This is a genomic window from Georgenia sp. (assembly GCF_054605595.1).
The window spans coordinates 1-13,694 of sequence record NZ_JBTSDU010000085.1; the positions used below are offsets into that span (position 1 = coordinate 1).

The 13,694-nt window shown below is 71.8% G+C and carries 11 protein-coding genes; 4 read left to right on the plus strand and 7 right to left on the minus strand.

All coding sequences use genetic code 11. The features are described 5' to 3' along the window. Window positions 1-542: 542 nt before the first annotated feature. Window positions 543-1,091, plus strand: a complete 549-nt coding sequence (locus ACYC1Z_RS10410; protein WP_461409454.1) for a DoxX family protein — start codon at window positions 543-545, stop codon at window positions 1,089-1,091. A gap of 84 nt (window positions 1,092-1,175) precedes the next feature. Here the strand turns inward: ACYC1Z_RS10410 and ACYC1Z_RS10415 are convergent, their stop codons facing one another. From ACYC1Z_RS10415 to gatC, 4 genes are all read right to left on the minus strand, one after another. Beyond that, window positions 1,176-2,618 carry a malic enzyme-like NAD(P)-binding protein gene (locus ACYC1Z_RS10415; protein WP_461409455.1) on the minus strand — a complete coding sequence of 481 codons (1,443 nt, stop codon included), beginning with the start codon at window positions 2,616-2,618 and terminating at the stop codon, window positions 1,176-1,178. Window positions 2,619-2,805: 187 nt separating this feature from the next. After that, window positions 2,806-4,311, minus strand: coding sequence for an Asp-tRNA(Asn)/Glu-tRNA(Gln) amidotransferase subunit GatB (gene gatB, locus ACYC1Z_RS10420; RefSeq protein WP_461409456.1), 1,506 nt, complete (start codon window positions 4,309-4,311; stop codon window positions 2,806-2,808). Then, complete coding sequence (gene gatA, locus ACYC1Z_RS10425; protein ID WP_461409457.1) at window positions 4,308-5,819, minus strand: Asp-tRNA(Asn)/Glu-tRNA(Gln) amidotransferase subunit GatA; 1,512 nt, start codon at window positions 5,817-5,819, stop codon at window positions 4,308-4,310. The genes gatB and gatA overlap by 4 nt, the downstream gene beginning before the upstream one ends. Further along, the gene (gene gatC, locus ACYC1Z_RS10430; RefSeq protein WP_461409458.1) at window positions 5,816-6,115 is read right to left on the minus strand and encodes an Asp-tRNA(Asn)/Glu-tRNA(Gln) amidotransferase subunit GatC; all 300 of its coding nucleotides are present in this window, start codon (window positions 6,113-6,115) and stop codon (window positions 5,816-5,818) included. Before gatC ends, gatA begins: the two co-directional genes overlap by 4 nt. Window positions 6,116-6,204: 89 nt before the next feature. On the opposite strand from gatC, the gene ACYC1Z_RS10435 reads away from it, so the two are divergent. Continuing rightward, entirely contained in the window at window positions 6,205-7,494 is a 1,290-nt protein-coding gene (locus ACYC1Z_RS10435; protein ID WP_461409459.1) for a phospholipase D-like domain-containing protein, read from the plus strand. Here ACYC1Z_RS10435 and ACYC1Z_RS10440 read toward each other — a convergent pair whose 3' ends face one another. The 3 genes from ACYC1Z_RS10440 to ACYC1Z_RS10450 form a co-directional block, all read right to left on the minus strand. Further along, window positions 7,495-8,013, minus strand: coding sequence for a GNAT family N-acetyltransferase (locus tag ACYC1Z_RS10440; RefSeq protein WP_461409460.1), 519 nt, complete (start codon window positions 8,011-8,013; stop codon window positions 7,495-7,497). Between the two features lie 154 nt (window positions 8,014-8,167). Further along, window positions 8,168-10,711 (minus strand): NAD-dependent DNA ligase LigA, encoded by a 2,544-nt coding sequence (ligA, locus tag ACYC1Z_RS10445; RefSeq protein ID WP_461409461.1) that lies wholly within the window; start codon window positions 10,709-10,711, stop codon window positions 8,168-8,170. A gap of 32 nt (window positions 10,712-10,743) precedes the next feature. Beyond that, window positions 10,744-11,112, minus strand: a complete 369-nt coding sequence (locus ACYC1Z_RS10450; protein WP_461409462.1) for a MarR family winged helix-turn-helix transcriptional regulator — start codon at window positions 11,110-11,112, stop codon at window positions 10,744-10,746. Between the two features lie 326 nt (window positions 11,113-11,438). On the opposite strand from ACYC1Z_RS10450, the gene ACYC1Z_RS10455 reads away from it, so the two are divergent. After that, complete coding sequence (locus tag ACYC1Z_RS10455; RefSeq protein WP_461409463.1) at window positions 11,439-13,334, plus strand: ABC transporter ATP-binding protein; 1,896 nt, start codon at window positions 11,439-11,441, stop codon at window positions 13,332-13,334. Between the two features lie 66 nt (window positions 13,335-13,400). After that, a partial coding sequence (locus tag ACYC1Z_RS10460) for an SOS response-associated peptidase family protein (protein ID WP_461409464.1) occupies window positions 13,401-13,694 on the plus strand: 294 nt, incomplete at its 3' end.

Here is a 13,694-nt window from a genome sequence, read left to right on the forward strand (position 1 = left end):
GCCATAATGGCAACAAACAACTTGGCACACTGTTGAGTTCTCAAAGAACAGACACACACCAACCCGAAACCCAGCAAAACCAACCACCAGGCCCGAACCGGGGCAACCTGACCACCTTAACCACACCACCCCCACCAGTCAAACCCGCCCAACCACAACGGAAAAACCGACCAACAGAAGCAGCCACCCCAAAAAAAGCCACAACAAAACCACGACCAAAAAAGGGGCTACCCGCGGAACCGGCCACCACAGTGTCCGTACCTCCCGAGCGGGCGGTGTTCATATTAGGCAGACGGCGAGGGCACGGTCAAACTCCTCCGGCATGGCCTACGCCACACCCGGCCTGCCCACCTGGGCGCTGCTGCCGTTGCGGTGGCCGCGGGGACAACCTACCGAACCGACGCAGGAACGGCATTTGGGACACTTGCCGTCCATGGGGTCGTACGGGACGAAGGGCCCGCGAGATCGGCTGGGCGCCCGGGGCACGCTTGAACCGTCAGAACCCGAGAGGCGGGTTCACCTGGGCTCAACGGGAGAGCAAGATGGCCACGCACACTGACCGCACGATCGTTCCCCCCGGGCAGGTGGGTCAGGAACGGCTGATCACCTCGCTGGGGGCTCGCCGGGTCCTTGCCGGCGGCCGGATCATCATCGGGTGGACGTTCCTCTGGGCGTTCATCGACAAGCTGTTCGGCCTCGGGTACGCCACCCCGGCCGAGCGTGCATGGCTCAGCGGCGGCACGCCCGCCCAGGGCTTCATCAAGGGCATCGAGGGTCCGTTCCACGACTTCTTCCAGATCTTCGCCAACCCCTTCGGCGACGTCGTGTTCATGGTGGGCCTGCTCGGTATCGGCCTCGCCATGATCGTCGGCGCCGGTCTGCGCATCGCCGCCGTGACGGGCACGCTCCTGCTGCTCTTCATGTACCTGGCCCAGCTGCCGCTGGCCGTGGGCGGCACCAACCCGATCACCGACTCGCACTGGATCGAGGCATCGGTGCTGATCATCGCTGCCGCGACCCTCGCGGGCGACACCTGGGGTGCCGGCCGCTGGTGGGCCGGCGTCATCGGGGACCGCACCTGGCTGCGGTGACTTTTCCCGCCCACCCGGAGCGATCGCTCTGCCACGAGTACGGCCCTGGCCCGCGAGGACCAGGGCCGTACTCATGGCCCTGGGTCAGACGGTTGCCGAGACGGCTCCGGCGTCGGACTCCGTGCCCCGCTCGTGCTCGGCGAGGTACCGCTCGGCCTCCGCCTTGACGGCCTCGGCGACCGCCTCGGCGACGCGGGTGTCGAAGACACCGGGGATGATGAACGCGCTGTTGAGCTCGTCGGCGCTGACGACCTCGGAGATCGCTACCGCCGCCACGCGCAGCATCTCGTCGGAGATGTGCGACGCGCCCGCGTCGAGCAGACCCCGGAAAAGTCCGGGGAAGGCCAGGACGTTGTTGATCTGGTTCGGGTAGTCGCTGCGTCCCGTCGCGACGACGGCAGCGGTCTCGCCCGCTTCGAGGGGGTCGACCTCGGGCGTGGGGTTGGCCAGTGCGAAGACGATCGCCCCGTCGCCCATCTTCGCGATGTCCGCACCGGTGAGGATGTTGCCGGCCGAGACCCCGATGAACACGTCCGCGCCGACGAGCCCCTCCTTCAGGGTGCCGGTCAAGCCCTCCTCGTTGGTGTTCTGCGCGATCCAGTTACGGTGCTCGTCACCGTTCAGGGACTGGCGGTGCAGGGCTCCCCCGCGACCGAACGCCACGATGTGCCGCGCGCCCTGCGCCTTGAGCAGACGGATGATCGCGTTGCCCGCGGCACCGACGCCGGAGACGACGATGCGCACGTCGCCCATCTGCTTGTCCACGACCTTGAGGGCGTTGAGGAGCGCCGCGAGGACGACGATGGCGGTGCCGTGCTGATCGTCGTGGAACACGGGGATGTCCAGCTCCTCCCGCAGTCGCGCCTCGATCTCGAAGCAGCGCGGTGCGGAGATGTCCTCCAGGTTCACGCCCCCGTAGACCGGCGCGAGCGCCTTGACGATCGCGATGATCTCCTCCGTGTCCTTGGTGTCCAGGCACACCGGCCACGCGTCCACCCCGGCGAACTCCTTGAACAGCGCTGCCTTGCCCTCCATCACCGGCAGGGCCGCCGCGGGACCGATGTCGCCCAGTCCCAGCACGGCGGTGCCGTCGGTGACGACCGCGACCGTGTTGCGCTTGATGGTCAGGCGCCGGGCGTCGGCCGGGTTCTTCGCGATCGCCAAGCACACCCGGGCCACCCCCGGCGTGTAGGCGCGGGACAGATCGCGACGCGTCTTGAGCGGCACCTTAGCGGTGACCTCGATCTTGCCGCCGAGGTGCATGAGGAACGTCGAGTCGCTCGACTTCAGCACCTTGACGCCCTCGAGCTCGTTCAGCGCGGCGATCACCCGGTCCCCGTGCTCGCCGTTCACGGTGTCGCACGTGACGTCCACGACGAGCCGCGTCGTCGTGGAGTGCACGATGTCCATGCCCATCACTGCAGCCCCCGCCTCGGCCACCGCGCTCACCACCGTGCTCGTGGCACGTTGCGAAGCCGGGACCTCCACGCGCATCGTGATGGTGTAGCTGGGGCTGGGGATAGCCATGGGAGGACCTTCCGGACGACGACGACAACAACGACCACCCGAATCGTAGCCCGCGTCACATGTGGTGCACGCACGGGGTCACGCCTCGGCGTGGGGGCCGCGACGTGGGGCTCGTGCCGGGCGGGGGCCGGGAGCACCGACGGCCCGCCCCGTCGAGCGGGTCGGGCCATCGGACAGCTCGTGCGGGTCAGCCGATGCGTTCCACGAGGAGCTCGCGCACCCGGGCGGCGTCCGCCTGCCCGCGGGTGGCCTTCATGACGGCTCCGACGATCGCGCCGGCGGCCTGGACCTTGCCGCCGCGGATCTTCGCCACCACGTCGGGGTTGGCGGCGAGGGCCTCGTCGATGGCGGCCTCGAGCGCGCCGTCGTCGGAGACGACCTCCAGGCCGCGAGCGGTGACGACCTGCTCGGGGGAACCCTCCCCCGCCAGCATGCCCTCGAGCACCTGCCGGGCGAGCTTGTCGTTGATGCGCCCGGACTCTACGAGCGCGGCGAGCTCGGCCACCTGCACCGGGGTGACGGCGAGCTCCTCGAGCGCGACGCCGTCGGTCTTGGCGGTGCGGGACAGCTCGCCCATCCACCACTTGCGCGCCGCGGCGGGGCTGGCGCCGGCCGCGACGGTGGCCTCGACGAGATCGCCGGCGCCGGCGTTGACGAGGTCACGCATCTCGGCGTCGGAGTAGCCCCAGTCGGCCTGGAGGCGACGACGGCGCACGGCCGGCAGCTCCGGGAGGTTCGACCTGATCTCCTCGACCCACTCCCGCGACGGCGCGATCGGCACCAGGTCCGGCTCGGGGAAGTACCGGTAGTCCTCGGCGTCGGACTTGACGCGACCCGCGGACGTCGTCCCGGTGTCCTCGTGCCAGTGACGCGTCTCCTGCACGACCTTCTCGCCGGCGTCGAGAACGGCCGCCTGGCGGGAGACCTCGTAGCGGACCGCCCGCTCGACGGAGCGGAACGAGTTCACGTTCTTGGTCTCGGTCCGGGTGCCGAGCGGGGAGCTCGGGGTGGGCCGCAGGGAGACGTTGACGTCGGCGCGGACGTTGCCGCGCTCCATGCGGGCCTGCGAGACGCCGAGCGTGCGGAAGATGTCACGCAGGGTGTTGACGTACGCGCGAGCCACCTCGGGGGCGCGTTCGCCGGCACCCTCGATGGGGCGAGTGACGATCTCGACCAGGGGGATGCCCGCCCGGTTGTAGTCGACCATCGAGTATGTCGCGCCCTGGATGCGCCCGGTCGAGCCGCCGACGTGGATGTTCTTGCCGGCGTCCTCCTCCATGTGGGCGCGCTCGATCTCGACGCGGAAGATGCTGCCGTCCTCGAGCTCGACGTCGAGGTGACCGTCGAAGGCGATGGGCTCGTCGTACTGCGAGGTCTGGAAATTCTTCGGCACGTCCGGGTAGAAGTAGTTCTTCCGGGCGAAGCGGCAGGACTCGGCGATCGAGCAGTTCAGCGCCAGGCCGATGCGGATCGCGTACTCCACGGCGGTGCCGTTGACCGTCGGCAGCGCGCCGGGCAGCCCCAGGGAGACCGGGGTGATGGCGGTGTTCGGCTCGTCGCCGAACGTCTGCGGCGCGCCGTCGAACATCTTCGACGCCGTGCCGAGCTCGACGTGCACCTCGATGCCGAGGACGGGGTCATAGCGGTTGATGGCGTCGTCGTAGTCGACGAGATCGGTCGTCCGCGTGCTCATCGGGACGTCACCTCCAGCTCGGGGGCCCGGGCGAGCAGCGGCCCACCCCATTTCTGCGTGAGCAGGCGCTCGAGCACGCCGCCCACACGGTACACACGGGCGTCCGCGCGGGCGGGCGCGAGGATCTGGAACCCGACCGGCAGGCCGTCGTCGCTCAGGCCGGAGGGGAGAGAGAGCCCGGGGATGCCGGCGAGGTTGGCCGGGATGGTGGCGACGTCGTTGAGGTACATCGCCATCGGGTCGTCCACCTTCTCACCGAACTTGAACGCGGTCGTCGGCGACGTGGGCGAGACGAGCACGTCGGCATGCTCGAACGCGGCCGCGAAGTCGCGTTGGATCAGGGTCCGGACCTTCTGTGCGGAGCCGTAGTACGCGTCGTAGTGCCCGGCGGACAGGGCGTGCGTGCCCAGGATGATGCGACGCTTGACCTCGTCACCGAAGCCGGCGCCGCGGGTTGCGGCCATGACCCGCTCGGCCGTGACGGGACCGTCCTGCGGCTCGACCCGCAGGCCGAAGCGCATGCCGTCGAACTTGGCGAGGTTCGAGGAGGCCTCGGCCGGCAGGATCAGGTAGTACGCCGCGAGCGCGTAGTCGAAGTTCGGGCAGGACACCTCGACCACCTCGGCGCCCGCCTGCTCCAGCAGCGCGACGGACTCCTCGAAGCTGCGCCGGACACCGGTCTGGTAGCCGTCGCCACCCAGCTCCTTGACGATGCCGACGCGCACTCCCTTGAGATCCTGGGCGCGGGCGGCGGCGACGTACCCGGTGGCCGGGTCGGTCAGGGACGTGGAGTCGAGCGGGTCGTACCCGCCGATGACCTCGTGCAGGAGCGCGGAGTCGAGCACCGTGCGCGAGACGGGGCCGGCCTGGTCGAGGGACGAGGCGAGGGCGATGAGCCCGTAGCGGGAGACCGAGCCGTAGGTGGGCTTGGTGCCGACGGTGCCGGTGACGGCGGCGGGCTGACGGATCGACCCGCCGGTGTCGGTGCCGATCGCCAGCGGGGCCTCGTAGGCGGCGACGGCGGCCGCGGAGCCACCGCCCGAGCCGCCCGGGATGCGGTCGAGGTCCCAGGGGTTGCGGGTGGCGCCGTAGGCGGAGTGCTCGGTGGAGGAGCCCATGGCGAACTCGTCGAGGTTGGTCTTGCCGAGGATCGGCATACCGACCTCGCGCAGCTTCGTCACGACGGTGGCGTCGTACGGCGGGACCCAGCCCTGCAGGATCTTCGACGCCGCCGTGGTGACCTGTCCCTTCGTCACCACGATGTCCTTGACGGCGATGGGCACGCCGGCGAGCTCGGCGAGCTCCTCGCCGGCGGCGCGGCGGGCGTCGACGGCGGCGGCGGCGGCGAGCGCCTCCTCGCCGTTGACGTGCAGGAACGCATGGACGGCGCCGTCGACGTCGGCGATGCGGTCCAGGTGCGCCCGGGTGACCTCGACGCTGGAGACCTCGCGGGCGGCGAGCAGGCCGGCCAGCTCGGCGGCGCTGTGGCGGGTGACGTCCTTGTTCATGCGTCCTCCCCGAGGATCTGCGGGACCACGAACATGCCGTCGCGGGCCTCGGGCGCGGCCGCCATGACGGCATCGTGGTCGAGGGTGGGGACCACCACGTCCGCGCGCATGACGTTGGTCAGCGGGATGGGGTGGGAGGTCGCGGGCACGTCCGGCGTGGCGACCTCGTTGACCCGGGCGACGGCGGAGGCGATGACGTCGAGCTCGCCGGCGAGGCGGTCGACCTCGCCGGGTGTGAGCTCGATGCGGGCGAGGGCAGCGACGCGCGCGACCTCGTCGGAAGAGATGGTGGACATGCCCGCGAGTCTAGACGCTGGCGCTGCCGACGCCCGTGGCGCCCGGCGGTGGGCATGGCGGAACGGCCACGGTGAAATAGGTTGTCACCATGCCGATCCGCCGCTACCTGGACCAGACGTTCCGCCGGCCCCCCCGCACCCGCCGGCAGGACGTGTGGCGCGCCGCGCGCTGGTACGTCGGCTGCGTCGTCGGGCTCCATGTCGGTGCGGCGGCGACGGTCATGGCCGTGGACCGGGTGCGCAAGCGCCGTGAGCCCCCCACCGGCGATTTCCCGCGTACCCAGCCGGTGACGCTGCCGGTGGCGGACTCGCACGTGACGACCTTCACCTACGGCTCCGACCTGTACGAGGACATGCTCACCCGGATCCACGGCGCCCGGCACGCCGTCTACTTCGAGTCCTTCATCTGGAAGGCCGACGAGACCGGGCAGGCGTTCAAGGACGCACTGTTGGACGCCGCGCGGCGCGGCGTCGAGGTGTACATCGTCTTCGACAGCTGGGGCAACCTGGTCGTGAAGCCGTCCTTCAAACGCTTCCCGGACCTGCCGAACCTCCACGTGCTGCAGTTCCCGTTCTTTCGTCCCGGCCTGCTCACGTTCAACCCGCGCAAGACCGGGCGCGACCATCGCAAGGTGCTCGTGGTGGACGGCACCACCGGATACGTGGGCGGTTACAACGTCGGTTCGTTGTACGCCACGCAGTGGCGCGACACCCACCTGCGGGTCGACGGCCCGTCGGCGTGGGAGCTCGAGAATGCCTTCGTCGACTTCTGGAACGACCACCGCCGGCGCCGCCACCCCGAGCTCCCGGATCGCGGCGCCCGCTCCTGGGACGCCCGGATCCGCGCGGTGCAGAACGCGCCGCGCCGGCTGATCTTCCCCGTCCGGGGCGTCTACCTGGAGGCCATCGACCGGGCCACGGACCGGATCTACATCACGCAGGGCTACTTCATCCCCGACCGGGAGATCCTGGACGCGCTCGTCACGGCGGCCCGCCGCGGCGTGGACGTGCGGGTGCTCATCCCCGAGGTGTCCAACCACGTGCTCGCCGACTGGGCAGCCCGCACCTACTACGACCGTCTCCTGGAGGCGGGCGTGACGCTCTGGCTCTTCCAGGGCGCCATGGTCCACGCCAAGACGATGACGGTGGACGGGCGGTGGACCACCGTGGGGACGGCGAACATCGACCGGTTGTCGATGACCGGCAACTTCGAGATCAACCTCGAGCTCTACGACGACGGCCTGGCTGCGCAGATGGAGCGGATCTTCGCCACCGACCTCGGCAACGCTCGCCAGCTCACGCGTGAGGAGTGGGACCGGCGTGGGCTCCTGCCGCGGGTGGGCGAGCGGCTGCTCCGGCCGCTGGGCCTGCTGCTGTAGTCAGGGCCGCACCTCGAGCACGTAGCACCACATCCGCGGGTGCGGCTCCCAGTCCCCGACGTAGTCGCGTGCAGGGTCCCGCACGAACCCCACCCGCTCGTAGAGGCGGTGCGGCGTTCGGGGTCCGTCGGTGGAGTCCACTGAGAGCACGAGGGCGGGGTACCCCTGCTCCTGCACCCACTCGACGGCGCCGCGCAGCAGCGCCTCCCCCACGCCGCGGCGCTGTACGGCGGGGTCGACGGCGAGCATGCGCACCTCCAGCTCGTCCCCTCGGGCGACCTGCGCGTACGGCCCGTCGGCGGCGGCGAGCGTGAGACTGCCGACCAGCTGCCGACCGGCGCGGGCCACCAGCACCACAGCCTCGGCCGCCCGCCGTTCGACGTCGCGCAGTTGGACGGCGTACCCGTCCTCCCCCTCCGCCATGCCCTCGGCGCGGTACGCGACCACGCCCAGCTCGCCCACGCGGACGAGCTCGTCGGGTCGGGCCGGGGTGATGCTGATGCTCGTCGTGGGGGGCACACCCGCATTATCGTCCCCGCCGCCGACGACCGGAAACCGGCCTGGGGGTGGCCGCGCACCGGTTCACCGGCGGGTTCGAGTTCGGCCAAGAGATCGGTGCGCGCCCGGACCCGGGGTCGCCCCGGCAGAGCTGCGCCGCCGCGTCCCGTGCCGCTCAGGCTCCGCCGCCCTCGGCCGGTTCGGCCGGTTCGGCGGGTTCGGCGGGTTCGGCGACGTCGGCCGGTTCGGCGGGTTCGGCGGGTTCGGCGACGTCGGCCGGTTCGGCGGGTTCGGCGGGTTCGGCGGGTTCGGCGACGGCGGCCGGCCCGCCCTCGAGCAGCGCGACGAACCCGGCCTCGTCGAGGATCGGGCGGCCCAGGTCGCGCGCCTTGGTCGCCTTGGTGCCGGCGTTCTCCCCGATGACGACGAAGTCGGTCTCCCGAGACACCCCCGCGGTGGCCCTGCCGCCGCGGGCGATGATGGCTTCCTTGGCGGAGTCGCGGGTGAAGCCCGCCAGCGACCCGGTGACGACCACCGTGACGCCCGTGAGCGTGCGGGGCACCGACTCGTCGCGCTCGTCGACCGTGCGGACCCCGGCGTCGCGCCAGCGGTCGAGGATCTCCTGGTGCCAGTCGACGCCGAACCACTCCACCAGCGCCTCGGCGATGATCGGGCCGACGCCGTCCACCGCGGCGAGCTCCACCGGCTGCGCCTGCCGGATGTCGTCGAGCGAGCCGTAGGCGACGGCGAGCGCGCGCGCGGCGGTCGGGCCGACGTGGCGGATGGACAGCGCCACGAGCACCCGCCACAACGGCTGTGCCTTCGCCTTGTCGAGCTCGGCGAGCATGCGCTCGAGGTTCTTGGACGGCCTGGTCGCCGCCTTGAGCGTGCCGTCGCGCTTGCGCTGCTCCTTCGTCCACAGGGCCCGGACCGCGCGCCAGTCGCCGGTCGGCTCACCCTTGACCACGACGGGCTGGTAGACGACGACGTCGCGCAGCGCCTCGGCGGTGAGGTCGAAGAGCGCGGCTTCGGTGGTGAGCACGGGCTGCTGCGGGAGCGGCACGCCGAGCGTGGCGAGCCGCTCGTCGTCGGGCACGGTCCCCTGCTCGGCCGGAGCGAGTCGGACGCGGCCGGTCTCGGTCTGGAGCATGTGGCCGGCGGCGAGCGCGGCCAACGCCTCGGCGCGCCGTGCGTCCGGGTCGGTCAGGGCCAGTGCGGCCTCGTCGCCGAGTGCCTCGACGTCCAGGGCGCCGCGGGAGGCCACGTGTGCGACGCGCTCGGTGAGCTGCGCGGGGCATGAGCGCGCATTGGGGCAGCGCAGGTCGACGTCCCCCTCCTTGGCGGGGGCCAGCGGCGTGCCGCAGGAGGGGCACCGTTCGGGCATGACGAACGCCCGCTCGGTGCCGTCGCGCAGCTCGACCACGGGGGCGACGATCTCGGGGATGACGTCCCCCGCCTTGCGCAGCACCACGACGTCCCCGATGCGCACGCCCTTGCGGGCCACCTCGTTGGCGTTGTGCAGCGTTGCCTGGGACACGGTCGACCCGGCGACGCGGACCGGCTCCATCACCCCGTACGGGGTGACCCGCCCGGTCCGGCCCACGTGCACGCGGATGTCGAGCAGGCGGGTGTTGACCTCCTCGGGCGGGTACTTGTAGGCGGTCGCCCAACGTGGTGCGCGCGAGGTGGCACCCATCTGGCGCTGCAGGGCGAGGTCGTCGACCTTGACGACGATGCCGTCGAGCTCGTGCACGACCGAGTGCCGGTGCTCGCCGTAGTAGGCGATCATCTCCTCCACATCCGCGACGGACTCGGCCACCCGGGTGTGGGCCGAGACCGGCACGCCCCAGGATCGGAGCTGGTCGTAGACGTGGGACTGCGCGGTCCACGACGCCGGCTGGGCGCGCCCGCCCCAGTCCACCGCACCGAACCCGTGGGCGATCATGTCCAGCCCACGCGACGCCGTCACGCGTGGGTCCTTCTGGCGCAGCGACCCGGCGGCCGTGTTGCGCGGGTTGGCGTACGGTGCGGCACCGGAGGCGACGAGGGCGGCGTTGAGCTCCTCGAAAGCGGCGACGGGGAAGAAGACCTCGCCGCGGATCTCGATGGAGGCCGGGTGGTCGGTGCCGTGCAGCCGCTGCGGGACGGCCGCGATCGTGGCGACGTTGCGCGTGACGTCCTCGCCCGTGCGTCCGTCCCCGCGCGTCGCGGCGCGGACCAGGCGGCCGTTCTCGTAGAGCAGGTTCACGGCGAGGCCGTCGATCTTCAGCTCGCACGTCATGGCGACGTCGGTGCGCCCGGCCGCGGTGTGCACGCGGCCCACCCACTCGCGCAGCTCCTCCAGGGAGAAGACGTCGTCGAGGCTCATCATCTGCTGGTGGTGCTGGACCGTGGCGAAGTCCGTGGAGAAGGTCCCACCGACCCGCTGGGTGGGCGACTCGGGCACGCGCAGGTCGGGGTGGGCGCGCTCGAGCTCCTCGAGGTCGCGCAGCCGGGCGTCGTACTCGGCGTCGGCGATGGTCGGCGCGTCCCGCACGTAGTAGGCGAACTGGGCCGCCTCGAGAGTCTCGACCAGCTCGGTCCAGCGCTGGCGAGCGGCGGCGTCCGCGGCGGCGGGAACGTCGGTGGCGGCGCCGTCGGGCACGACGGCGACGATCTCGTCGCCGTTCTCGGCCACGTCGTCGGCCGGGGTGGGAGGGTTCGCGGTCACGGCGACCATGATGACGCACCCAGGTGACACGCGCGGAACCGCTACCGGGGCAGCACCTTGTGCAGCAGGTCGGCGAGCGTCTGCCGCTCCGCGGGGCTGAGCGGGGCGAGGAACTCCGCGGCCTGGGCTGCCCGCGCGCGGTCGATCGCACCGCGCACCTCGATCCCCTCGGACGTGGGTTCGACGACGACGGCGCGGCGGTCCTGCGGGCTCGGCATGCGGCGGGCGAGCCCCTTCTCCTCCAGGGCGTCGACCACCTCGGTCGCCGAGCGCGGGGCGATGCGCAACGCCTGCGCGACGTCGGCGAGGCGAGGTGGCGGCTCGCTGGCGCAGACCACCCGCAGCGCCCGGGACTGGTGGGGAGAGAGGTCCCACGGTGCGATGGCCTCGGACCAGGCCCGGCGCAGCATGCGCGCCGCCTGCAGGATGAGATCCGTCGGCTCGCCGGTACCGTACGGGACGTGCCCGGGCCCCCCGTGCGGTCCGGGTCCGGCTCCATGCCCGGGCGTTCCCGTCCCGGCCGGCGGCCCTCCAGCGAACGCTTCCGTCCCGGCCGGAGGCCCTCCAGCGAGCGCTTCCGGCCCGGCGTACGTGGGATGGAGTGTCATGGCCGTCATCCTACCCGTGGACGCAACACCTCATTGTGAGGTAACCTCATCACATTGTCGCCCCGCAGCCGGGCGCGACGCTGCCGCCCGACGCGCGCAGCTCCCGACGTCCCCAGCCCGAGGAGGCGATGTCCATGGCTGACACGTTCGGTGGGCCCATGCCCAGCGGCCGGCGTGGTGGCGGCGGTGGCCGCGGCCCGGCCCGCAAGGACCCCGAGGACATCGCCCAGCTCGACGCGCACCCGGTGCGGCTGCGCCGGATCGGCGCGCTCTTCCGCCCGTACCGGGGGCGTCTGGGCCTCGTCGTCCTCATCATCGTCGCGGCCTCCGGGACCGGCCTGGCCACCCCGTTCCTGACCCGGCGCCTCATCGACGAGGCCATCCCCCACCAGGACGTCTCGCTCCTGGTCGTGCTCGTCGGCGCGATGCTCGCGATCACGGTCGTCACGGCCGCACTCGGCGTCGTCCAGACCTGGCTGTCCACGGCGGTCGGCCAGCAGGTCATGCACCACCTCCGCACCGACGTCTTCGCCCATCTCCAGCGGCAGTCGGTCGACTTCTTCACCCGCACCCGCGGCGGCGAGGTCCAGTCGCGCCTGACCAACGACATCGGCGCGATGCAGTCGGTCGTCACGACGGCGGCGACGTCGATCGCCTCGAACCTCACCACCGCCGTCGGCACCGCCGTGGCGATGGCGGTGCTGAGCTGGCACCTCGCGCTGCTCTCCGTCGTCGTGGTGCCGCCGGCGGTCTGGCTCACGCGCAAGGTTGCGCTGATGCGCCGGGATGTCACCGCGAAACGGCAACGCGCCATGGCGGACCTGCACGGTCAGGTCGAGGAGTCGCTCTCCATCAGCGGGGTGCTGCTGGCCAAGACCATGGGCGCCTCGACCGCGCTCTCGGGCCGCTTCGCCGACAGCTCCGCCCATCTGCTCGACCTGGAGGTCCGGTCCCAGCTCGCCGGCCGCTGGCGGATGGCGACGATGCAGGTGATCTTCGCGGCACTGCCGGCGCTGATCTACCTGGTGGCGGGCCTGCCGGCGACGGGTGGCGGGATGACGATCGGGACGATCGTGGCCTTCACCGCCCTGCAGTCCGCGCTCTTCCGCCCGCTCATGGGCCTGCTCGACGTCGGGGTCCAGGTGACCAGCTCGCTGGCGTTGTTCAGCCGTATCTTCGAGTACCTCGACCTGGAGGTGGAGATCGACGACCCGGCCACCCCGGTCGAGGTGGACCCGCGGCGTGTACGCGGCACGCTCACCCTGGAGCTGGTCGGCCACACCTACCGCGGCGGCGCCCGCCCGGCCCTGACCGGCGTCGACCTGACGGTGCCGGCCGGTTCGTCCCTCGCCCTCGTCGGGGCCACCGGCTCGGGGAAGTCCACCCTCGCGTCGCTGGTGGCGCGCCTGCACGACCCGACCGAGGGCCGCATCCTCATCGACGGCGTCGACCTGCGGGACATGCGGCTGGCCACGGTCGCCGAGATCGTCGGCGTGGTCACCCAGGAGACCTACCTGCTGCACACCACGATCCGGGAGAACCTGCGCTACGCGCGCCCGGATGCGACCGACCCGCAGATCGAGGAGGCCGCTCGCGCCGCGCAGGTCCACGACCTCATCGTCTCGCTGCCGCACGGCTACGACACGCTCGTCGGTGCCCGCGGCCACCGGTTCTCCGGCGGGGAGAAGCAGCGGATCGCCATCGCTCGGACCCTGCTGCGCGACCCGCGGGTGCTCGTGCTGGACGAGGCGACCTCCGCGCTCGACACCCGCACCGAGCGCGACGTCCAGGCCGCGCTGGACATCCTCAGCACCGGACGCACGACCGTGACCATCGCGCACCGGCTCTCCACCGTTCGCGGCGCCGATCTCATCGCCGTGCTGGACCACGGGCGCGTCGTCGAGACCGGCGACCACGACTCCCTGGTCGCGGCCGGCGGGCGCTACGCCGCACTGGTCGCGGCCGACGGCGTCGCGCGGGCGATCCGGACGGGTGCGGTGCCGGTGGGCATGCTGACGGCCTGACACCGACGGTGGGGCCCATATCGGCGGCGGGTGTCCGCTGTCGGCGGGCGGTGGCAGGCTGGTCGCATGTGCGGTCGCTACGCCTCCTTCCGTCAGGCCCAGGACCTGGCCGACATCTTCGACGTCTCGGTCGTCACCGAGGACGCCGCCGACGTCGAGCCCTCCTGGAACGTGGCCCCCACCGCCCGGGTGCGGGTGATCCTCGAACGCACCGATGGGCCCGCCGGTGGACAGTCCACCCACGCCACAGCCTCCGACGCCGCGCCCGCCGACGCCGCGCCCGAGTCCCCGCACCGGGAGATGCACGTCGCCAGGTGGGGCCTGCTGCCGCACTGGGCCAAGCATCGCTCCACCGGCGCG